We start from the raw sequence: 21,559 nt of genomic DNA, 5'->3' as shown, positions 1-21,559 counted from the left end.
GCTTGACGTGAGCGGACAACCCAACACCCGTCTTTCGGATCTGTTCGGCCTCGCCGGCTGGTCGAAGGGCGAGCTCGCGAGACTGGTGAACCGGCAGGCGGCGGCCATGGGCCACCCCCAGCTGGCCACCGACACCTCGCGGGTGCGGCGTTGGATCGACATGGGAGAGATCCCGCGCGATCCGGTGCCGCGGGTGCTGGCGGCGCTGTTCACCGAGCGACTCGGCCGTGTCGTGACCATCGAGGACCTCGGTCTGGTCCGGCACGGGCGCACGGGGAAGCGGCGTGATGACGGGAGTGCGGAACATCCCGACGGAGTGCCGTGGGCGCCCGAGCGGACCGCTCTGGTCCTCACCGAATTCACGGGAATGGACCTCATGCTCAACCGACGCGGCTTGGTGGGCGCGGGCGCCGCGCTTGCCGCAGGATCCGCACTCAGCAGCGCCATGCACGACTGGCTGCACACCGATCCGGCCCTCGCGGCCGACTCTCCCGACTTCACCGATCCCCTGCACGCCGAACCCGCTGGTCTGGACCGCTACGAGGCCGCCCCCATCGGGTCCCAGGAGATCGAGGAGCTGGAGCGCTCGGTCGAGGTGTTCCGGGCCTGGGACGCTGCCCGCGGCGGCGGGCTGCAGCGCAAGGCCGTGGTGGGGCAGCTCAACGAGGTGGGCGGCATGCTCGCCTACCGCCACCCCGACCATCTGCAGCGGCGCCTGTGGGGCGTCGCCGCCAATCTCGCGGTCCTCGCGGGCTGGATGTCCCACGACGTCGGCCTCGAACCCACCGCCCAGAAGTACTTCGTCATCGCCGCCCACGCGGCTCGTGAGGGCGGTGACCGGCCACGCGCCGGGGAGGCGCTCTCCCGCGCCGCCCGTCAGATGGTGCACCTCGGCCGGCCCGACGATGCCCTCGACCTGATGAAGCTCGCCAAGTCCGGCTCGGGCGAGCAGACCCTGCCGCGCACCAGAGCCATGCTGTACACCATCGAGGCCTGGGCTCAGGCGTCGATGGGACGCGGCCAGGCCATGCGGCGCACCCTCGGTCAGGCGGAGGAACTCTTCGTCTCGGACAAGGGCGACGTACCGCCGCCGAGCTGGATGCAGATGTTCGACGAGGCGGACCTGCACGGTATGCAGGCCCTCGCCTACCGTACCCTCGCCGACCACGAACCGTCCGCGGCCGGCACGGCCCAGCGCCATGCCAAGGAGGCCCTGGAACTTCGGGCGAACGGACGGCAGCGGTCGCAGATCTTCGACTTCATCTCGCTGGCGTCGGCCTGCTTCATCGCGGACGACCCGGAGCAGGCGGACCGGTACGCGCGGCTGGCACTCGTGTCGATGGGAGCGAACTCCTCCCACCGCACCTGGGACCGGCTGCGCGAGATGTACCGTCTGACGGCTCACTACGCCGGCTATCCGAAGATCGAGGACCTTCGCGAGGAGATCCAGCTCGCTCTGCCCAAGGGCTCTCTCAAGCCCAAGGGCGGACGTCGGGCGCAGGCCTGAGGGAGAGGGCCGAGGAGCAAGCCTCGGGGCGGGACGGAGCACCAAGTTCACGAAACGGGACCGATCAAGTCCACGGCATCAGTGCAGCTTTGGGCGCAGCCGGTCAATGGGGCTCAGGTCGTCCGAGTCGCTCGGGCTCTCAGGCGCGCACGACTCTCAGTAGATCCTTGCGATCAGTACGCAGGCGTCGTCCTCGCGCTCGGTCTCGCCGAACTCCTCGACCACCGTCCGCACACAGTCCTGGGCGGTACGGGCCTCGGCGAAGCGAGGTGCGAGTGCGAGCAGTCTGTGCTGAGCGGCGGCGCCGGTGTGCCGCGGGACAAGTCCGTCGGTGTGCAGCAGGAGCAGATCGCCGGGCTCGAGCGTCTCTTCGGCCTGCTCGTATGAGGCGCCGGAGGTGGCCCCCAGCAGGACGCCGGCCGGTGGCGTCAACGCACACCCCGTTCCGCTGCGGAACAGCAGCGGGGCGGGGTGGCCGGCTTGGGCCCAGACGAGAGTGCGGGTCCCGGGCGTGTAGCGGCAGCAGACGGCACTGGCGAGAGTGGGCTGGACGGAGGCGTCCAGCAGCTGGTTCAGCCAGCCCATCAGCTGGGCCGGCTGTGCTCCGGCGACCGCCATGCCGCGCAGGGCGCCCAGGAGCATGGCCATGCCGGAGGTGACGGTGACGCCCTGTCCGGTGAGATCGCCGACGCTTAACAGCGACCGGCCGTCGGACAGTTCCAGTGCGTCGTACCAGTCTCCGCCGATCAGTTCGCTCTCGGAGGACGGCAGATAGTGCGCGGCGAGGTCCAGGGTCTCGGGACCGCCGTGCGGGAACCGCAGGGCGCCGCGCCACGGCGGCAGCACGGCTTCCTGCAGTTCGACCGCAAGCCGGTGTTCGGTCTGCGCGATGTGCCGCTGGCGTTGCAGCGAGTCACGGGTCTCGCTCACCGCCCGTTGGCTGCGGCGCAGCTCGCTGACGTCACGCAGGACCGCCCACATCGAGGCGGTCGTGCCGTCGGCGTCGAGCACCGGCTCGCCCATCATGTGCACGGTCCGGATACTCCCGTCGGGGCGCACGATGCGGAACTCCCCATCGATGGGCTTCCCGTCGATCAGGCAGTCCGTCACCATCGCGGTCAGCCGAGCCTGGTCGTCCTCGTGCACCAGCGCCGGAAGCTCGTCGAGCGTGAGCGGGGGAGCGGCAGGGTCACGGCCCAGGATCTGGAACAGCTCTCCGGACCAAGTCGCCTCGTCCGTCAGCAGATTCCACTCCGCGCTGCCCACCCGGCTCAGCAGCGAGTCATGCCGGGGATCGCCGGGTGCGGTGCCGGCGGGGGACGGTGCCGTCTCGGCTACCGCCTGCTGAAGGCCGTCCCGCAGTTGCCCGAGGTGCTCGTCCAGATCGTTGAGCTGATGCACCGCCAGATCGCACAGCGCCCGCTGCCAGCGGCCTTCGGGGTCGCGGTCGTCGGTCAGCCCATCGCGCCGAACGGCGTCGACGTCGCCAAGGAGCCTACGGGTCTGCGAGATCAACGCGTCGACCGAGCCGCGCTGCGGCGACTGGCCGGCTGAGCGGTCCGCAGAGACATGGGACGGCATGACGTACTCCGATGCAGGACGGTACGACCAACGCGGGAAGAAGGACCGGTTCTGACTGTCGCACAGGCTGGGACCTCATGTAAGGGATTTGGCAACACACGATTCGGTGATGCTTCTGGCATATGTCAAAGTCCCTGGTTGACAGCGTCCTTCTGAACGAGCCGCCGTGAAAAAGGAGTTGGGGCGATCCGGGCTATGCGCGCTCGGTGGCGACGCCCGGCGGCTGCCCCTCCGTCCAGATGGGCCGGACCGCGACTCGGCTGAAGCGCCAGCCGTCGGGTGTGCGGCGCAGGTCGGCCTCGAAGCGGCCCCCCACGGTGAACAGGGCGTCGGTGATGGTGCCGTTCTCGCGGAGCGTGGCGTCATGATGTACGTGGATCATCAAGGCATTTCATGAGGCCGTCGCCGTCGCCGCCTCGGTGCCCGCGTCGACGATGGCCCCGGAGGCGATGTGCTGGGTGCGGTCGTAGCGGCCCAGCGCCTCCTCGGTGGCGCGGACGGCATCGGGCCCCTGGGATGTCCCCAACGGCGTCTCCATGTGCACGTCGTCGGTCAGGAGGTCACGGGCCCAGCCCGATGTGGACTTCCGCTCGTCCAGGGCACGGAAGAGCCGGTGGTCAAGCGTGCTGATCTCTGCGTGATCCGCGTGCGTGGTCATGATGAGAGCCTGTGACGTCAAGTGGACTTGAGGTCAAGCCGCACCTTGTGGCGGACGGCGGGTATGCCGGATGCCGTCCCGTACCGGCCCTGCCTCCGACTGCCTGGCGGCGCGCGCTGCACGTGTCACGGAGTCATCCGCGACACGTGTGGGCCCTTGCGGCGCCGTTCTCGCGCCCCGGTGGGGAGTATGCGTACAGTGCCGCGCAAGAGCGGACGAGAGACGATCGTCCCGCCCGTCCTCTTCCGAGCGTCAGACGAGGCCAGCAGCCGTGAGCTTGAGCATTCGCAACCAGATCCCCGGCATCGTCGTCTCCATCACCTCCGGGCAGGCCATGGCCACCGTGCGGGTGGGTCTCGCCAATGGCGGGCACATCACCGCTGCCATCACTCAGGACGCCGTCCGGGAGCTCGACCTCGACGAGGGCTCGGCGGTCCGCGCGCTCTTCAAGGCGACGGAGGTCGCGCTGGCCACGGGACCTGTCACGGGGATCAGCATCCGCAACCAGATCCCGGGCACGGTGGCCGCCGTTCGCGTCGGCGGCGCCATGGCCTCCGTCAGGGTGAGCGTCGAGGGCGGTGAGCTCACCGCCGCGATCACCCGGGAGGCCGTCGACGAACTCGGCCTGACCAGCGGCTCTTCCGTCGTCGCGCTGATCAAGTCGACGGAGATCGCACTCGCTGCCGCCTGACCTCCAGACCCCGCGCGGCCGGTTCCCGGTCACCTCTGACGTGCCGGGGTGCCGGCCCACGGTTCACAGCCCGCAGGGCGACTGGGGCGGTTCGCAGACGGGGCGGTCCATTGCGGGACGGCCGCGTGCCACGATCCGTGCGTCGGTGTGCCCTGCTCGGTCCGGGTGACGCACGACGCGTACCTGCAGGGAGCCGCAGGCGCAACGCGTCCACACCGTCAGTCCCTGGGTGGTCGCGTGCCGGGACACCACCTCGTACGGCTGAGTCTCCGGCCATCCGCAGTGCGGGCAGTGATTCGTCATGGCTTGGTTCTCCTTCGTCATTGCGATTGCTGGTTGGGGTCGACAGGTGCTCGGATCGACTGGCGCTTCGGATCCGCTACAACAAGCCTGGTCGTCTCACTCTCTGTGCGTCCAGGTTGACTTTCTGGAGCGGACCTTGAAGCGTGGACTACATGATTGATCTGCGCCGTCTGCACGTGCTGCGCGCGGTCGACCACTACGGCACGGTCACCGCCGCCGCACAGGCCCTGCACTTCACCCCGTCCGCCGCCTCCCAGCAGATACGCCAGCTGGCCCGCGAACTGGACGTCGTACTCCTCGAACCGCAGGGCCGAGGGGTCCGTCTCACGCCCGCCGCGCGGAGCCTGCTCGCGCACGCCGACGCCATCGAGGCGCGCTGGGAGCAGGCCGAGCACGAACTGCGCGCCGGTGACGACCAACCTGCCGGACTGCTGCGGCTGAGCGGGTTCCCTGTGGCGATCTCCAACCTGCTGGCTCCGCTCGCGGCCACCCTGCGTGCTCGCCACCCGCGCCTGACCGTGCGTATCCAGGAGGCCGAGGTCCCCGAGAGCTTCAACCTGTTGTTCGAAGGGGAGGTCGATCTCGCGATCATCGAGGCCACACCCGAGAATCCACCGCGCAGCGACGGCCGCTTCGACCAGCAGCCGCTGATGGACGACCCGTTCGACCTCGTCGTCCCTGACGACCATCCCTTGGCCGCACGCGACAGCGTCCAGCTCGCCGAATGCGTGGCCGAGGAGTGGATCGTGCCGCTGCCCACCTGCCCGTGCTGGCCGCACGTCGTGGCCGCCTGCAGCGCCGCGGGGTTCACACCGAACGTCGCCCATCGCGCGGAGGAGTGGAACGCCACCGCTCATCTGGTCGCCCACGGCCTCGGCGTGGCCCTCGTACCCCGCCTGGCCCTCATCCCGCCCCACCTGCCCGTCACCCGTGTGGCCTGCGCGGGCACACCGCACAGGAAACTCCTCACGTGCACGCGCAGCGGTGCGCGGCAGCGTCCCGCGGTCGCGGCCGCCCTGGAGGAACTGCGTGCGAGTGCGCCCATCGCCGTGGCCTGACAGAGCAAGGTGACCTGACAGCACAAGGCGGCCTCGCAGAGCAAGAAAGGGACCCGAACCCCATGGCGCACCAGCCCCTCTCGCTCGACGACCTCGACCGGAAGATCCTCGCGGCTCTCGTGGCCAACGCCAGGACGAGTTTCGTGGAGATCGGTCACGACATCGGCCTGTCCCCGGCAGCCGTCAAGCGGCGTGTCGACCGGATGCGGGAGGCCGAGATCATCACGGGGTTCACCACCCTCGTCCGCCCCAGCGTGCTGGGCTGGCGCACGGAGGCATACGTCGAGGTGTACTGCGACAGCGCCGCTCCGCCGCGGCGGCTGGCCGAGGTCGCCCGCACCTATCCCGAGGTCGTGGCGGCCATGACCGTCACCGGCGACGCCGACGCGTTGTTGCACATCCGTGCGGCCGACATCGAGCACTTCGAGGAGGTGCTCGAACGTATCCGGGCCGAATCCTTCGTTCAGCGCACCAACAGCGTCATCGTCCTCAGCCATCTGCTGCCGGGCAGCCCGGAGGCCGCCTCGACCGAACCGTCCGCCGACGTCTCCGCCACACTGGCCGGCGGCGCCTCGGCCCGGCCTGCCGACGGCTTCTCGGCCGAGCCGTCCGACACCGCCGTGCCCCGGCCGTCGGACTCGACCCCGGCCGAACCGTCCAACAGAGCCCCGGGCGGACCACCCGGCGAAAAGAACCGCCGCTGAACCGCCGAGAACGCAAAACTCCTGCGCGTACACGCAATCGCCGCTGGTTGTGCGGTGTTTCCCGGGTTTTCTACCGTTTGTTGCAACCCCCGGATCACCCGGTGTCAGCACTTCTTCGCGGAAAGGAAGCACTGGTGCCGCTCACCCGTCCCGCGCCCGCGCGTCCCACCCCGACGCGCCGCGCGCGCACACGCCGCTATCTCCTGTGCCAGCCCAGGTATTTCGCCGTCGAGTACGCCATCAACCCCTGGATGCAGGACGCCACCGAAGTCGATCCGGCGAAGGCCCTGACACAGTGGCAGTGCCTGGTCGACACCTATCGGGGCCTCGGTCACATCGTCGAGACCATCGATCCGGTGCCGGGCCTGCCCGACATGGTGTTCGCCGCCAACGGCGCGCTCGTCGTCGGCGGCCGCGTCCTCGGCTCGCGGTTCCACGCCGCGCAGCGACAGCCGGAGGCCGCCGCGTACCAGGAGTGGTTCCAGTCCGCCGGTTTCGACGTCCGCGAACCGGACGCCGTCTGCGAGGGCGAGGGCGACCTCGTCCCGGTCGGCCCGTTTCTGCTGGCGGGGACCGGCTTCCGTACGACACCCGCGGCACATCAGCAGGCCCAGGAGTACTTCGGCACGCCGACGGTGACACTGCGGCTGACCGACCCGTACTTCTACCACCTCGACACCGCGCTGTTCGCACTGGACGACGACAACATCGCCTACTATCCGGGCGCGTTCACGCCCGGCAGCCTGGACGTGCTCCGCAGGCTGTTCCCGGACGCGGTCGTCGCCACCCGCGACGACGCCATGGCGTTCGGACTGAACTCCGTGTCCGACGGCAGGCACGTCGTCATCGCGCCCCGGGCCACCGGACTCATCGCCCAGCTCGCCGACCGCGGATACATCCCCGTCCCCGTCGACCTGTCCGAACTGCACAAGGCAGGCGGAGGCGTCAAGTGCTGCACCCAGGAGGTACGTACCGCATGACCGCGACCACGCACACCACCGGCGCACCGCTGTCCACCGCCCCGCGTTCGTCGGCCGAACTCATCCGGGCGGAGGCCGCGACCGTCGCGCACAACTACCACCCGCTGCCCGTGGTCGTCGCGCGTGCCGAGGGCACCTGGGTCGAGGACGTCGAAGGGCGCCGCTACCTCGACATGCTCGCCGGTTACTCGGCTCTCAACTTCGGCCACCGCCACCCGGCGCTCATCGCGGCGGCACACGACCAGCTGGAGCAGGTCACCCTGACGTCGCGCGCGTTCCACAACGACCGCCTCGCGGGCTTCGCGGAAGCGCTCTGCGACCTCACAGGGCTCGACATGACCCTGCCCATGAACACCGGCGCCGAGGCGGTGGAGAGCGCTCTCAAGATCGCTCGGAAGTGGGCGTACGAGGTGAAGGGCGTGGCCCCCGACCAGGCCACGATCGTCGTCGCTGCGGGCAACTTCCACGGCCGCACCACCACCATCGTCAGCTTCTCCGACGACCCCGTCGCGCGCACCGGCTTCGGCCCCTTCACGCCCGGCTTCCGCACGGTGCCGTACGACGATCTCGCCGCCCTCGAAGCGGCGGTCGACGACACCACGGCGGCCGTGCTCATCGAGCCGATCCAGGGCGAGGCCGGCGTCCTCATCCCGGCCCACGGCTATCTCGCCGGCGTACGCGAAGTGACCAACCGCAAGGGAGCGCTGTTCATCGCCGACGAGATCCAGTCCGGTCTCGGGCGCACCGGCACCACCCTGGCCGTCGCGCACGAGGACGTACTGCCCGACCTGCTGCTTCTCGGCAAGGCCCTGGGCGGCGGCATCGTCCCGGTGTCCGCGGTCGTGGGCCGCCGTGACGTCATGAGCGTGCTGCACCCCGGGGAGCACGGATCCACCTTCGGCGGCAACCCACTGGCCGCGGCCGTCGGCTCAGCGGTCATCGACCTGCTGCGCACCGGCGAGTTCCAGGAGCGTGCCCGGACCCTCGGCGCCGTCCTGGCGGAGGGTCTGGCGGGTCTCGTCGGCCGCGGAGTGTTCCGCTACCGGTCGCGCGGCCTGTGGGCGGGCGTGGACGTGGACCCGTCGATCGGCACCGGACGCGAGATCAGCGAACGCCTGCTCGCCGAGGGCATCCTGGTCAAGGACACCCACGGCTCGACTATCCGCATCGCACCGCCGCTGACCATCACCCGGGAGGAACTGGAGTCGGCCCTCGCGGCGTTGGGGAAGGTGCTCGGCGCCTGAGCGGACACTCCCACGGGCGCGGCTCTCCTTCGCTGACGGGGGCCGCCCCGCCGGAGCCGCTGGACCCGCCGGTCCCGGCGGTCACCTGGTGGACTGCCCCGCCCGGCCAGGCCGGCGTCGACGACCATGCCGTCACGCCGGCGTCGGCGCTCCGTCGGGCGCATCGTCCGATGCGTCGTCCGAGGCGCGCGAGAGGATGTCCGGCCGCCGCGGTAGGACGTTGGTGACGTAGTCCTCGACGGCCGCGTCGAGCCCGATGTCGTGCTGGGCGCGCTCCGACAGGTACCAGCGGTGCTCGAGCAGTTCGTGGTAGAGCTCGGCCGGGTCCACGGAGCCCCGCAGCTCCTGCGGGACTGTGCGTACCGTGGGCCGGAAGACGTCGCGGACCCAGCGGTGGGCGAGCACCTCCGGGCGGGCGCCGAGAGGATCGCCGGGGGCGTAGTCGTCCTGGGTGGCCATCCAGCTCTCCAGGTCGTTGAGGAGCCGGCGGGCCTGGTTCTCCTCGGCGTCCATGCCGGTCAGACGGAGCAGTTGGCGCTGGTGGTGGCCGGCGTCGACGACCTTGGGGACGAAGGTGACGGTGTCGCCGTTCGAGGAGTGCTCGATCTGCATCTCGGCGACGTCGAAGCCGAGATCGTTCAGGCGGCGGATCCGGCGTTCCATGTAGTGGTGCTTGCCCGCCGGATAGACGGATGTGCGGGTCAGCTCGTCCCAGAGAGCGTTGTAGCGCTCGCATATCTCGTGCCCGAAGGAGATCGGGTCCACGGAGGGGTGGAGCGCACCGGCCGCCTCCAGGTCCAGCATCTCGCCGCTGATGTTCACGCGCGCGAGGTCGATGTCGTACTCGCGCTGTCCCCGGCTGAGGCTCGGGTGCAGATCGCCGGTCTCCGCGTCGACCAGATACGCGGCGTAGGCGCCGGCGTCACGCCGGAAGAGCGTGTTGGACAGCGAACAGTCACCCCAGGCGAAGCCCGCCAGATGGAGCCTGACGAGGAGCACGGCGAGTGCGTCCATGAGCCGGTGCACCGTGGCCGGACGCATGGTCGTCTCGAACATCGAGCGGTAGGGCATCGAGCCGCCCAGATGGCGGGTGATCAGCACGGGTTCCAGCGGCTCGCCGTCCTGGTCGGTCCGGCCCGTGACGACCGCCAGGGGATCCACGGCGGGGATGCCCAGCCGGTCGAGGGTGCGCAGCAGCTCGTACTCGCGCACGGCGGGCCGCTCCGCGAGCTCCTTCACGGCCACGACCTCGGCCCCCGCGCGCGCGTAGCGCACGACATGCCGGGAGATGCCGCGCGGGAGCGGTACCAGGTACTCCTCCGGCCACTCCTCCAGCGGCACATGCCACGGCAGCTCCAGGAGGAGCGCCGGGTGTTCGGGATTCGTGGCGCTGATCTGCAAAGCCATCCATGCCTCGCGTCGCTCGGGGGCAGAGACCACCAGTGTGGCCCGGCGGCCCGCCGCTGTTGCGACGGGGGTCCCGGTATGCCATACGCGCAGGTCGCGGGCGCTGGCCGCGCCGGCAGGCCATTGCGGCCCCGGACGCTCCACAATGGTCGTAGACGACGCCATGGTCGCCGCGGCCACGGGCGGTGGACGGTGAAGCGGGCAGAGGCCCTGCCGAACGGTTCTGCTCCGGCCCGGCCCGACGCTCCGGAGGAGGTGCGCATGGAGACCGACGCAGGATGGGGAGACGACGTCTATCAGCCCGACGGGTCCGAGGTGCAGGACGACGAGGGCCTGCTCGACGCCGAGGACACGCTGATCGACGAGGGCGTGCGTGACCCCTTCGACGAGGGCTACTCACCGCCCGAACGCCCACGCGCCGTCGAGAGCACCGGCGTCACCGCCGCGGAGCAGCAGCACGGCGAAACGCTCGATGAACGCCTCGCCAAGGAGCTCCCCGACGTCGCCCCGCCGGAGGGCGACGACATCGGTGACACCTGGGACACCGACGGCGAAGTGCTCGACAACGAGGTCGGGGGAGCACGAGCCGGCCGTCTCGTGGCACCCGACGAAGGGGTTCGCGAGGACGACGAGAGCCACCTCATCGCGTTCGACGTGGGCATCGACGGGGCGGCCGCGTCGGCAGAGGAGGCCGCCATGCATGTCGTGGAGGAGACCGTCGAGACCGAGTGACCGTCCACGTGCGGCATACGTGGGCCGGGCACCGGACCGCCGACACCTGTGAGCAGGGACGGGACGGGATGGGGCGGCACGCGCGTGTGGGGATGAACGGCCGGGGACATCGGTGACATATCTACCGACGCCGACGAGCGGCAGGGATCCCGCGACCGGGCCGAGGGCGCGGAGCCCCGTGACGTACGCGCGTATCGGCGCCGAAACACCCGAACACCACGCCCGCGGCGCTGCACACATACGTGCCACGCGCGCGGAGGCAAGCGCATCCGCACACCCGCTCAGTCCGCCCCGCCAGCCGGCCGTGGCGCAGCGGATCCCGGCTCCAGTGCCGGGGCGTTCACCCCGAGAGGGGAGCGGCACATGGGTTTCGGCGCACCATGCAGGCACTTCCGCCCGTGCGGCCGGATGAAGAGCGCCGCCACGGCCGAGCTGAGCACGAACAGCAGTGCACAGCCGATCGCAGCCCGGTGGAACGACGTGTTCACGGCCGCGGCGTCCTGGTAGGCGTCACCCGACAGACCGACCACGAGCGGCAGCCCGGCCACGGCGAGCAGCTGGGCGATGCGTGCGGCGGTGTTGTTCACCCCGCTGGCGACTCCGGCCCGGTCGGCCTCGACGGATGCCAGCACGGTGGCCGTCAGCGGCGCCACGAAGATGCTCATGCCGAGTCCCAGGGTGACGACGGCAGGGAGCACGTCCGTGGCGTACGGGGATCCGGGCCGCACTCGCAGCATCAGCAGGACGCCGGCCGCCGCGATCAGCGGCCCCGCCGTCAGCGGCAGCGCGGGCCCCACCCGCCGGGCGAGATCACCGGCCCGCGCGGACAGCAGCAGCATCAGCACCGTCACCGGAAGCGTCGCGACGCCCGCCTGCAGGGCGTCGTATCCCAAAGCCGTCTGCAACTGCACGGGCAGGAAGAAGAACATGCCGCCGATGCCGGCGTAGAGCCCCAGCGTCATCGCGTTGGTGGCGCTGAACAGCCGGGACCGGAACAGTGTCAGCGGCAGCATGGGGTCCGGGCGCCGGCGCTCCACGATGACGAAGGCGACGCCTGCTGCGGTGCCGAGCAGTCCCGACAGCACGATGCCGATGAGGGAGCTGTGTCCCGAGGCACCGATGAGCGCGAAGCTGATCCCCGCGAGGCACAGTGCGCCGAGACAGGCGCCCAGGACGTCGAAGGGCTTCGCAGCGGCCTCGGTGTCCCGGCTCTCGGGTACGTGGCGCAGCGCGACGGCCAGTACCACCGCGGCCAGCGGAACGTTGATCAGGAAGATCCACCGCCAGCCGGGGCCGTCGATCAGCCAGCCGCCCAGGAACGGCCCGAGCGCCCCGGCGATGCCTGTGAAGCCCGACCAGGCGCCGACGGCGCGCGACTGGTCGTCGGGATGGAAGACGGATCGCACGATCGCGAGCGATCCCGGGGTCAGCAGGGCACCGCCCACACCCTGCAACGCACGTGCCGCGATGAGCGTGCCCTCCTCGGGCGCCAGCCCGCACAGCACGGATGCCACGGCGAACCACGCGACGCCGAGCACCAGCGTGCGACGGCGTCCCATACGGTCGCCCAGGGCACCGCCCCACAGCAGCAGGGCCGACAGCGTGAGCATGTACGCGTTCACGACCCACTGCAGTGCCGACAGCGACGCGTCGAGGTCCCGGCCCATCCTCGGGAGGGCGACATTGACGACCGTGCCGTCCAGCATCGCCATCCCGGACGCCAGTACCACGCATCCCAGGACCCACCGCCCGCGCGCCGAGGACAGCCTGACGCCGCCCGCGCCACCCAGCTCCTCCGCGGCGCTCATGACCTGCCTGCCTGGCGCCTGCCGCGCTCCAGGTGCTCCATCGGGGTCACTGTCCTGTCCGGGTACCGGCGCCCCTCGGGCGGGGCGCGTTGCGGCCACTCACCACACAGGCTAGGGCCAGGCCATTTCTCGGGCACGTAGAAGCGGGTGGTCCCCCGCACCGCCGTCGCCACTGTCGTTCGTCGCTCTCGTAGCCCGGCCCATTCGCGCCTGTTCGTCGTTCAGCCGGCGGCGCTCGTGCCTGCCCCGGGTCGGCTGCGTGCCGAGCGCGTCCAGCCGCTGCTCCCAGAAGCCGCGGGACCGCTCCAGCCACACGTCGACCTCGCGCAGTGGCTGGGCATCGACCGCGTACAGGCGCCGTGTGCCCTCGGCACGTACGGACGCGCAGCGGGTCTCCCGCAGCGCCCGAAGATGCTGCGAGACGGCCGGCTGCGAGATGCCGAACTCCGCGCGGATCAGGGCGCTTTCCGCGCCCGACGACTGCTCGCCCTGCGCCCATATCCGGTTCGACAAATGGGCCACTCGATGGAGTGAGGGCCCTTGGCCATAACTCTGTTGGCCCTTGGGCGTTTTCTCCGGTGCGAGCGAGTGCTCGCGACGATGTCTGGAAGGCAGGGAACCGATGAAACGGGTTGCCCGTAATGGACTGATCGCCGTAGCCGTCGCCGGAGGCGCCATGGCCTCAGTGGGGGTGGCATACGCCGACGCCGGGGCGAGCGGCGGCACGGCGGGCTCACCGGGCGTGCTCTCCGGCAACACGGTCCAGATCCCCGTGCACGTGCCGATCAATGTGTGCGGCAACACGGTCAATGTCGTGGGGGCGTTGAACCCTGCTGCAAACAACACCTGCACGAACGGGGCGGGTCAGAGCGGGGGCGGCGCTTCCGCAGTGGGTCAGGCGCAGGATTCGCCGGGGGTGGTGTCCGGCAACGATGTGCAGGTGCCGATCGATGTGCCGGTCAACGCGACCGGTAACTCGGTGAACGTCATCGGCATCGGGAACGCCGCCACCGGCAACGAGTCCTCGAACGGCTCCGGCTCCGGCACCGTCTCCGGGCCGGTGCTGCTGCCGGACACGCCGCCGGTGTCGCTGCCCGACATGCCGCCGGTGTCGCTGCCCGACATGCCGCCGGTGTCGTGCGGCTGCGGTAACGACCAGCCGGTGTCGCTGCCCGACATGCCGCCGGTGCTGCTGCCGGACACGCCGCCGGTGTCGCTGCCGGACGTGCCGTCGGTGTCGCTGCCCGACATGCCGCCGGTGTCGTGCGGCTGCGGTAACGACCAGCCGGTGTCGCAGCCGCAGTCGCCGGTGTCGCAGCCGCAGCCGCAGTCGCCGGTGTCGGTGCCAAATGAGAACGGCACGCCGGCGACGCAGCCGCAGTCGCCGGTCTCGGTGCCGAATGAGGACGGCACGCCGGAGACGGTCGGGGGGTCGCCCGACGGCGGCGACGACACGCAGCTGACCTCGGCGGGCCACCCCCTGGGGGACTCGGCCGCGACGCTGGCGCACACCGGCGCTGACTCGCTGATCCTGGCGTTCCCGGCCGGTCTGGCTCTGCTCGGCGGAACCATTCTGTACCGGCGCTTCAGGTCCGCTGCCCTGGCGTAGTACTCCGTAGCACCCGACGGCACAGCGCCGTAGGGGTCGGGCCCCACCGGTCGCCGCATGGTGGTGGGGCCCGCGTTCCTCCCGGTCCTGGCTGGGCTGCGCGTTCGACGCGCGGGGCGCCGGGAGACTGGCTAGCGTGGCAGAGGGAGCCCGCCGAACGGGCGAAGGGGAGCCGCCGTCGCGCAGGACCGACAGCCGATGACTGATCGCCGACCAGGGGAGTGCAGAACCATGGCCGTAGAACCTGAGGGCACACCGTGCTGGGCCGACGCGATGTTCAGTGATCTCGAGGGAGCGAAGAGTTTCTACGGTGACGTGCTGGGCTGGACGTTCGGCGAGTCGTCGTCGGAGTACGGCAACTACACGCAGGCCTACTCGGGCGGCAAGGCGGTGGCCGCTGTCGTACCGCCGATGCCGGGCCAGGAAGGCCAGTCGGCCTGGTGCCTGTATCTGGCGTCACCGGATGTCGCCACCACCGCCGGGAAGATCCGTGAGGCCGGCGGCGAGGTGCTGATGGAGCCGATGCAGGTCGGGGAGTTCGGTTCGATGCTCCTGGCCCGCGACCCCAGCGGGGTGGCCTTCGGCGTGTGGCAGGGGGGAACCCATGAAGGCTTCGAGGCCAAGGGCGAACCCGGCGCGTACTGCTGGGCTGAGGTCTTCACGCGGGAGCCCGAGAAGTCGGACGCCTTCTTCCCCGCCGTCTTCCCGTACAGCGTGCAGCGCCTGGAGGACGACGCGGTGGACTTCAAGCTCTTCAACGTCGGTGACGAAACGGTCCTGGGGCGCATGAAGATGACGGAGGAGTTCCCTCCCGAAGTGCCGCCCTACATCAACGTCTACTTCGCCGTCGACGACTGCGACACGGCCGTGGCCAAGGCCACCGAGCGTGGCGGAGTGCTCAGGTTCGGGCCGATGGACAGCCCCTTCGGCCGGTTCGCGGCGCTCAGCGACCCGCAGGGGGCGTCGTTCTCCGTGATCGACATCGGCACCACCAAGGGCGACAGGCCCCAGATGTCAGACGCGTCCTGAGCCCCGACTCCGGAACCCTGAGCCCTCACTCCTGACCCCGGACCCGGTAGTGCGGCCCGCGCGGATTCGCCAGCGCGTGCCCGCGCCGGTCCTGTGTTCCGTGAGAGCGCTCTCGCCACGCCTGGGCCGGACGACGTACGTCCCAGGCCTGCCACGTACGATCACCTCATGGAACAGCGAGTACTGGGCAGGACGGGCCGGAACGTTTCCGTGGTCGGGCTTGGCACGTGGCAGCTCGGCGCCGACTGGGGCGACGTGCGGGAGGAGGACGCGCTGGCCGTCCTCGACGCGGCCGTCGACACCGGCGTCACGTTCTTCGACACGGCAGACGTGTACGGCGACGGCCGCAGCGAGCAGCTGATCGGACGTTACCTGCGGGAGCGGCCGGACGCCGGGGTGTTCGTCGCGACGAAGATGGGCCGCCGCGTCGAGCAGATCCCCGAGAACTACGTGCTCGACAACTTCCGTGCCTGGAACGACCGTTCGCGCAAGAACCTCGGCGTCGACACGCTCGATCTCGTACAGCTGCACTGCCCGCCCACGGCGGTGTACTCGTCGGACGCCGTGTTCGACGCGCTCGACACCCTCGTCGCCGAAAAGCGCATCGCCGCGTACGGCGTGAGTGTCGAGACGTGCGCCGAGGCGCTCACCGCGATCGCCCGGCCGGGCACGGCGAGTGTCCAGATCATCCTGAACCCGTTCCGGCTCAAGCCGCTCGAGGAGGTGCTGCCGGCCGCCGCCGGGGCCGGGGTCGGCATCATCGCGCGCGTGCCGCTCGCGTCCGGACTGCTGTCCGGCAAGTACACCAAGGACACCGTGTTCGCCCCCGACGACCACCGGACGTACAACCGGCACGGCGAGTCCTTCGACCAGGGCGAGACCTTCTCCGGAGTCGAGTACGAGAGCGGTCTGGAGGCGGCCGCCGAGTTCTCGGCCCTGGCTCCCGAGGGCGCCACGCCGGCGCAGACGGCGCTGCGGTGGATCATCCAGCAGCCCGGTGTGACCAGCGTGATCCCGGGTGCCCGTTCGGTGGCCCAGGCCAGCGCCAACGCGGAGGCGGCACAGCTGCCCCCGCTCTCCGAGGCCACACTGGCGGCGGTGCGGGAGCTCTACGACACGCGGATCCGGCCTCAGGTACACCACCGCTGGTAGGCGCCAGGAGGCGCCGGGCCGCCGCTGGCCGGCCCTGATGGTCGGCGGCCGGCCGCGGTGGCCCTCAGGGCCCTCCCGTAAGGTCGGTCGGCCGCGCCGCTTCGGGCGGAGCGCTGCGGTGTCCGGTCGCGCCAACCCGCCCGGGTGCGGCCACCGCGGGACGGCACCCTAAGATGTGACATGTACTCGGCTGGTTGTTCGGTCTGTCGCACGCCGAGGTCCATCAGTGGCGCCGCCGTACACACTCGAGCGCACGCGCCCGGCGCGCCCCGTGCCTTCGCGGGAGCTCGCCTGGGCGCTCGACACCGGCGACGCCCCGAGGAGCGCAGTGGGGAGCCGGACAGGCGCCCCGCGCGCGGACCGCGGACCGACCCCCGCGGCTCGGCCTGTCCGTGGCGTCGCCGTACGCCAACTCGCGGGAGGGGCACGGGACGGTGTTCGCACTGCTGCGGGCCGCACACGAGGCAGGCCGTCCCGGACCAGCCCTCCGCGCGCGTAGTACGCAGCGCATGCAGCACGAAGAAAGGTGAACGACATGGCACTGGCACTGTTCCGACGAAGGCGCCTTCGGGGCGGATCTCTCGGCGGAGCGGGGCTTGTGCTTCCCCTTCCGGCGGGAGCAGGTGGCTTCAGCCGGACGGTGGTCGACCCGCTGGGCCATCCGCTGGGCGGCGCCGACGTCACGGTGACCTCCACGGAATCGCAGCGTGTCGCCGCGCAGGGCACGACCGACCCGTACGGGGTGTTCAGCGCGATGCTGCCGCCGGGCGAGTACAGCGTGCGGATCGCGGCGGAGGGTCTGCAGCCGCACCGCGAGAGTGTGGACATCGTGCCCGGCGCGATGCTGCCGATGGACAGCGTGCAGATGACGACAGCCCCTCAGGTCGAACTGCCGCCGCCCGGCAGCTGGCTCTTCGACCCCCCGCACACCGCGATCCGGTTCATCGCCAAGCACGTCGGCATGGCGAACGTGCACGGCCGCTTCACTCGCTTCGACGGCGGCATACGCGTCGAGCACGAGATGGAGCGCTCCTCGGTCGAGGTGAGGATCGACGCCTCCAGCATCGACACCGGCAACAAGACCCGTGACAACCATCTGCGGTCGGCCGACTTCCTCGACGTGGAGAACTTCCCGTACCTCCACTTCGCGAGCAACCGCTTCATCTACCGCGGCGGAACGAAGTGGACGGTGCAGGGCTCACTGACCATGCACGGCGTGAGCCGCACGGTGGCGCTCGACACCACGTATCTGGGGGCGGTCAACGGCGGATACGGCGAGGAGCTGCGCTGTGCCGCCCTGGCCAAGGCCGAACTGCACCGCGAGGACTACACCCTCAACTGGCGGAGCATGCTCGCCCGCGGGATCGCCGTCGTCGGCCCGACCATCAAGCTGGAGCTGGACATTCAGGCCATGTACCGCAGCCACGACACCCCGACCCCGCCGGAGTAGGCATCCGCTTCCCAGCGAACCACGAGGCCCCGCCGGGCAGTTGGCGGGGTCTCGGTCCATACCACGAGCCCAGCGGCTCTCGCAACGGACCCTCCCGGGCGGCCCGCACTCGGGTACTGTGCCGCCGGTGTCGGGTGCAACTCGTATGCGCCGTACGTGATGTGAGCCATCACGTCACACAGACTTCGCGCTGATCACATACCGGAGCGGGCAGCCATGACGACCGTCGACCTTTTCCACACCGACCTGGGCCCCGAAGACGCGCCCGCCGTGCTCCTGGTGCACGGCTGGGGCAGCGACGGCCGGGAGTGGTCGTGGCACTCGGAAGCACTCGAGGACGACTTCCGTGTGATCGTGCCGGATCTGCGAGGCCACGGCCGCTCGCCCGTGCTCGAAAAACACAACACGCCCCTCGACATGGCGCACGACCTGGCGGTGCTCGTGGCACGCCTGGGCTGCGGGCCCATCGTCGCCGTCGGTCACTCGATGGGCGGGCAGGTGGTCAATCTGATGGCCGTTCACCACCCCGACGTGGTGCATTCCGTGATCGCCCTTGACCCTGCCCATGGTGCCCCGGAATCCGACCTCGCCTTCATCCGGCCGAACCTCGCCGCGTACGAGAAGGGCGGCTCCGAGGAAGCGGCCGACTTCATCGAGGCAGCGTTGGCCAAGACCGCACCGCCCGGCCTGCGCGCAGCCCACGTGCGGACGATTCTCGGCACGCCCGGCCATGTCATCGCGCAGGCCTACGCCGGCATGTACGTGGACGCCGGTGCCGTGGGCATCCGCCCGTACTCGGAGCAGTATCTGCGCATGCGCTCCTGCCCGTCGCTGACCGTCTGGACGTCCGAGGCCATGGCCGCCTGGGAGCGCACCACGTTGCACCTACCCGAGTCCCGCGTCGAGCACTGGACGGCCACCGGGCACTATCTGCACGAGGAGCGTCCCAAGCGCACGTCCCGGCTCATCAGTGACTGGGTCCAGTCCCAGTGAACCGCCAGTGATCGTTCTCGGTCTTCGCGACCGCCTGTTCACACGCGGCGCGCCACGACCAGCCGGCAGCGCGGGCTTCCGTCCGGCTGTCGGCCGAAGTCCGGCAGGGGCAGCAGCTCCACCTCGAACCCGGCGGTCTTGAGCTCCTGGCATACGTGGGGCAGCCGGAACGTGCGGTAGTACATGACGAAACGCGGCCGCCACAGGGCGTTGCGCACGCGCATGGCGACGTCGAAGGACCACAGAGCCCAGTAGAACCGTGAGCCCACCCGGGGCGGTGCCACGATGGGGAAGGCGAACCGGCCGCCCGGCCGCAGCGCGGCGTGCACCTGCGCGAACAGCACACTCTGCTCGCGAGGCAGGAAGTGCCCGAACGCTCCGAAGCTCACCGCCAGATCGAACACCGGCCGGAAGGGCAGCGCCCGCGCGTCGGCACGGACCCAGTCCACCACGGGGCCGAAGCCCGGGCGCCTCTGAGCGCCCGGACTGCCCGGCCCGCCACCACCATCGTGATCATCCGTACCGTCCTGGCCGTGGGAAACGGCAGACCGTGCGGTGGCCAGCATGCCGGCACTGAAATCGACCCCGGTGACCCGCTCCTCGCACAGCTCCCGCAGCACGTCTACACCGGCGCCCGTACCGCAGCAGACGTCGAGGCCCTTGTGGAAGGGGCCGAGCGGCCGGAGAGCGTTTGCCACCGCGTCCAGCAGCCGGTCCGGCGTCCTGAACGGCGTCTGGTCGAACTTCGGCGCGAGCAGGTCGTAACCGCGCTCGGTGGACGACAACGCCTGCACGGCGAGCTCGAGGAAGGTGGGGCCCTGTGGTGTGAACATCTGTTTCAGCGTAGTCATGCGTGGTATCCCGGACGAGACGCGCGAGAGGGCCTTGTGTATGCCCCTGTACGCACGACGGAAGCGCTCTCCGGCCTGAGGGGCGTCCCGACAGCCCACAGGTGCCACCAAGACAACCAGGAGTGGTTATGGATCCGGCATCGTTCACCCCCAGCCCGCCCGCCGAGGTCGAGTGCCAGGCCGGCCAGGGCCGCTGGATCCTCGTCTTCACCCGCGGACTGCGCCACCCGCCCCGGACGGTGTGGGACGCCCTGACCGAGCCGGCACAGCTCGCCGCATGGGCGCCCTACACCGCGGACCGGAACCTCACCGGCACCGGCCCCCTCACCCTCACGATGATCGACGACGTGTCGCCGCAGGACATGGCGGCCGAGGTGCTCCGCGCCGAGCCGCCGACCCTGCTGGAGTACACCTGGGGCACCGACCAGCTGCGGTGGGAACTGGAAACGAGCGGCATCGGCACGCGGCTGACGCTCCGGCACTCGCTCCAGGACCGCGCGTGGGTGCCCAGGGTCGCGGCCGGCTGGCACCTGTGCCTCGACGTCGCCGAGCGCCTGCTCGACGGGCAGCCCATCCAGCCGATCCGGGGCGCGGCAGCCGGTGAGTACGGCTGGCTGGAGCTGAACGACGCGTACGCGGAGACGCTCGGCATCCCCAGCACCGGCTGGCCCGAGGGCATGCCGGAGGACGATTCCTGAGCGCCGCCCGGTCCTGGTGTGTGCCGAGGTCCGATGGCCTCGCCGGGCGGTGCCTGGTCCGTCCTCCTGCTGCGTCCTCGAGGTCGCTCCGTCTCTCAGAGTGTTCCGTTGCCGAGGGTGATCCGGCGTGTCACGTCAGGAGCTGGAGCCGTCGTCCTTCTGAGCCGTGTCGTCCGTCTCCGCAGCCGGGGCCGGTGTGTTGCCGGCGGCGAAGTAGAAGACGGACTTCTGCTGCTTGTTCCGCTGGACGTGACCCTTGGCCACGAGAGCCTCCAGCGTGTTGCGCACCACGGTGCCCTGGAAGGTGCGGTCCGGGTGCGCCTCGGCCAGGCCCGTGGTGACTTCGGCGGATGAGCGGGGTTCGCTCTGCCCGCCGATGTGCCCGAGCACGAGGTCACGGAGTGTGGGAGACCCGGCGGCCTTCGGCTGCGGCTGCTTGGCGGGGACCGCCGCGGGCTGGGCCTTCTTCCTGCCCTTCGTGGCCGCCTTGTCTCCGGCCGCCTTGTCCGCGGTGGCCTTGTCCGCGGCCGCCTTGCGCCCGGTCGTCTTGTTGCCGGCGGTCTTCCCACCGTCCTTCGGTTTGCGTGCCGTCGGCACCGCGGCAGGCTTCGGGGCCACCGCCGGCTCCGGTGACGCAGTGCTCGCCTCGGCGTCGGACAGGGGCGCGGACTTCCCGTCCGTGAGAGCCTGTTGCACGGTCTCGAGCAGCGCATGGTCACGTCGCAGTGCCTGCAACTGGCCCTCGAGAGCGGTCAGTTCGCCGCTGATACGTTCCTGCTCCTTGGCGTTGCGCTCGAGGTCCCCGGCAACCTGGGTGACGTACTGGGACTTGAGGTTCGTGGTGTCCAACGTGTCTTCTGGCATAACTGCCTGCTTCCCTGGTGTGGCGACATGATGTGGTGTTAGTGGGGGATGGTACTCACCTACGGCGCGCGAAGGGGACGGTGTAGGCGATACCCACCCGCCCGAGTGTGTCACCGTGGCCTTCCGCGACGCCGCTCGGGACCCGGGACACACCGCACACACCCACTCACCCATGGACGGGCGGACTCGTGCGATGACGATGTCCACTGCCGTGAATACTGGTGCCACCTGCGTGGAACC

The 21,559-nt window shown here is 70.4% G+C and carries 21 protein-coding genes and 1 pseudogene; 13 read left to right on the top strand and 9 right to left on the bottom strand.

Going from position 1 to position 21,559, the window contains the following annotated elements; genetic code table 11:
• Positions 1–7: 7 nt before the first annotated feature.
• Positions 8–1,507, top strand: coding sequence for a DNA-binding protein NsdB (locus tag ACWD4J_RS12895; RefSeq protein ID WP_451395376.1), 1,500 nt, complete (start codon positions 8–10; stop codon positions 1,505–1,507).
• 156 nt (positions 1,508–1,663) lie between these two features.
• On the opposite strand, the gene ACWD4J_RS12890 is transcribed toward ACWD4J_RS12895, so the two are convergent.
• The 3 genes from ACWD4J_RS12890 to ACWD4J_RS12880 form a co-directional block, all read right to left on the bottom strand.
• Positions 1,664–3,088 (bottom strand): PP2C family protein-serine/threonine phosphatase, encoded by a 1,425-nt coding sequence (locus ACWD4J_RS12890; protein WP_451395375.1) that lies wholly within the window; start codon positions 3,086–3,088, stop codon positions 1,664–1,666.
• A gap of 193 nt (positions 3,089–3,281) precedes the next feature.
• Positions 3,282–3,470, bottom strand: coding sequence for a hypothetical protein (locus ACWD4J_RS12885; protein ID WP_451395374.1), 189 nt, complete (start codon positions 3,468–3,470; stop codon positions 3,282–3,284).
• 9 nt (positions 3,471–3,479) lie between these two features.
• Complete coding sequence (locus ACWD4J_RS12880) at positions 3,480–3,746, bottom strand: nuclear transport factor 2 family protein (RefSeq protein WP_451395373.1); 267 nt, start codon at positions 3,744–3,746, stop codon at positions 3,480–3,482.
• 271 nt (positions 3,747–4,017) lie between these two features.
• Between ACWD4J_RS12880 and ACWD4J_RS12875 the strand changes: the two genes are divergently transcribed.
• Positions 4,018–4,437 (top strand): TOBE domain-containing protein, encoded by a 420-nt coding sequence (locus tag ACWD4J_RS12875; protein WP_451395372.1) that lies wholly within the window; start codon positions 4,018–4,020, stop codon positions 4,435–4,437.
• A gap of 63 nt (positions 4,438–4,500) precedes the next feature.
• Here the strand turns inward: ACWD4J_RS12875 and ACWD4J_RS12870 are convergent, their stop codons facing one another.
• Complete coding sequence (locus ACWD4J_RS12870) at positions 4,501–4,740, bottom strand: hypothetical protein (RefSeq protein WP_451395371.1); 240 nt, start codon at positions 4,738–4,740, stop codon at positions 4,501–4,503.
• A gap of 152 nt (positions 4,741–4,892) precedes the next feature.
• On the opposite strand from ACWD4J_RS12870, the gene ACWD4J_RS12865 reads away from it, so the two are divergent.
• From ACWD4J_RS12865 to rocD, 4 genes and pseudogenes are all read left to right on the top strand, one after another.
• Entirely contained in the window at positions 4,893–5,798 is a 906-nt protein-coding gene (locus tag ACWD4J_RS12865; RefSeq protein WP_451395521.1) for a LysR family transcriptional regulator, read from the top strand.
• A 62-nt stretch (positions 5,799–5,860) separates the two neighbouring features.
• Positions 5,861–6,343 (top strand): annotated as a pseudogene (locus tag ACWD4J_RS12860) (Lrp/AsnC family transcriptional regulator); the annotation flags it as partial.
• A gap of 293 nt (positions 6,344–6,636) precedes the next feature.
• Positions 6,637–7,482 (top strand): dimethylargininase, encoded by an 846-nt coding sequence (gene ddaH, locus ACWD4J_RS12855; RefSeq protein ID WP_451395370.1) that lies wholly within the window; start codon positions 6,637–6,639, stop codon positions 7,480–7,482.
• Positions 7,479–8,726 carry an ornithine--oxo-acid transaminase gene (rocD, locus tag ACWD4J_RS12850; protein ID WP_451395369.1) on the top strand — a complete coding sequence of 416 codons (1,248 nt, stop codon included), beginning with the start codon at positions 7,479–7,481 and terminating at the stop codon, positions 8,724–8,726. The genes ddaH and rocD overlap by 4 nt, the downstream gene beginning before the upstream one ends.
• Positions 8,727–8,858: 132 nt before the next feature.
• Here the strand turns inward: rocD and ACWD4J_RS12845 are convergent, their stop codons facing one another.
• Entirely contained in the window at positions 8,859–10,133 is a 1,275-nt protein-coding gene (locus ACWD4J_RS12845) for a DUF4032 domain-containing protein (protein ID WP_451395368.1), read from the bottom strand.
• A gap of 261 nt (positions 10,134–10,394) precedes the next feature.
• On the opposite strand from ACWD4J_RS12845, the gene ACWD4J_RS12840 reads away from it, so the two are divergent.
• Positions 10,395–10,865 carry a DUF5709 domain-containing protein gene (locus ACWD4J_RS12840; RefSeq protein ID WP_451395367.1) on the top strand — a complete coding sequence of 157 codons (471 nt, stop codon included), beginning with the start codon at positions 10,395–10,397 and terminating at the stop codon, positions 10,863–10,865.
• A 281-nt stretch (positions 10,866–11,146) separates the two neighbouring features.
• Here ACWD4J_RS12840 and ACWD4J_RS12835 read toward each other — a convergent pair whose 3' ends face one another.
• Together ACWD4J_RS12835 and ACWD4J_RS12830 are read right to left on the bottom strand one after the other, a co-directional pair.
• The gene (locus tag ACWD4J_RS12835) at positions 11,147–12,673 is read right to left on the bottom strand and encodes an MFS transporter (protein ID WP_451395366.1); all 1,527 of its coding nucleotides are present in this window, start codon (positions 12,671–12,673) and stop codon (positions 11,147–11,149) included.
• Between the two features lie 111 nt (positions 12,674–12,784).
• Positions 12,785–13,195: an ArsR/SmtB family transcription factor gene (locus ACWD4J_RS12830; RefSeq protein ID WP_451395365.1), complete on the bottom strand. Its 411-nt coding sequence runs from the start codon at positions 13,193–13,195 to the stop codon at positions 12,785–12,787.
• 100 nt (positions 13,196–13,295) lie between these two features.
• Between ACWD4J_RS12830 and ACWD4J_RS12825 the strand changes: the two genes are divergently transcribed.
• The 5 genes from ACWD4J_RS12825 (at position 13,296) to ACWD4J_RS12805 (ending at position 18,906) form a co-directional block, all read left to right on the top strand.
• Positions 13,296–14,282, top strand: coding sequence for a chaplin family protein (locus tag ACWD4J_RS12825; RefSeq protein ID WP_451395520.1), 987 nt, complete (start codon positions 13,296–13,298; stop codon positions 14,280–14,282).
• 231 nt (positions 14,283–14,513) lie between these two features.
• On the top strand, positions 14,514–15,311 hold the full coding sequence (locus ACWD4J_RS12820) for a VOC family protein (RefSeq protein ID WP_451395364.1): 798 nt from the start codon (positions 14,514–14,516) through the stop codon (positions 15,309–15,311).
• A gap of 168 nt (positions 15,312–15,479) precedes the next feature.
• Positions 15,480–16,463, top strand: a complete 984-nt coding sequence (locus tag ACWD4J_RS12815) for an aldo/keto reductase (RefSeq protein WP_451395363.1) — start codon at positions 15,480–15,482, stop codon at positions 16,461–16,463.
• A gap of 535 nt (positions 16,464–16,998) precedes the next feature.
• Positions 16,999–17,913 carry a YceI family protein gene (locus ACWD4J_RS12810; protein ID WP_451395362.1) on the top strand — a complete coding sequence of 305 codons (915 nt, stop codon included), beginning with the start codon at positions 16,999–17,001 and terminating at the stop codon, positions 17,911–17,913.
• A gap of 216 nt (positions 17,914–18,129) precedes the next feature.
• A complete protein-coding gene (locus ACWD4J_RS12805; RefSeq protein WP_451395361.1) occupies positions 18,130–18,906 on the top strand; it encodes an alpha/beta fold hydrolase in 777 nt (258 codons plus the stop codon).
• A 38-nt stretch (positions 18,907–18,944) separates the two neighbouring features.
• On the opposite strand, the gene ACWD4J_RS12800 is transcribed toward ACWD4J_RS12805, so the two are convergent.
• A complete protein-coding gene (locus ACWD4J_RS12800; protein ID WP_451395360.1) occupies positions 18,945–19,739 on the bottom strand; it encodes a class I SAM-dependent methyltransferase in 795 nt (264 codons plus the stop codon).
• A 146-nt stretch (positions 19,740–19,885) separates the two neighbouring features.
• Between ACWD4J_RS12800 and ACWD4J_RS12795 the strand changes: the two genes are divergently transcribed.
• On the top strand, positions 19,886–20,455 hold the full coding sequence (locus ACWD4J_RS12795; RefSeq protein WP_451395359.1) for an SRPBCC family protein: 570 nt from the start codon (positions 19,886–19,888) through the stop codon (positions 20,453–20,455).
• A gap of 135 nt (positions 20,456–20,590) precedes the next feature.
• Here ACWD4J_RS12795 and ACWD4J_RS12790 read toward each other — a convergent pair whose 3' ends face one another.
• Entirely contained in the window at positions 20,591–21,319 is a 729-nt protein-coding gene (locus ACWD4J_RS12790) for a hypothetical protein (protein ID WP_451395358.1), read from the bottom strand.
• Positions 21,320–21,559: the final 240 nt, after the last annotated feature.

This window comes from Streptomyces sp. NPDC002577 (genome assembly GCF_053594815.1).
This window is presented reverse-complemented; position numbering and strand designations above follow the sequence as displayed.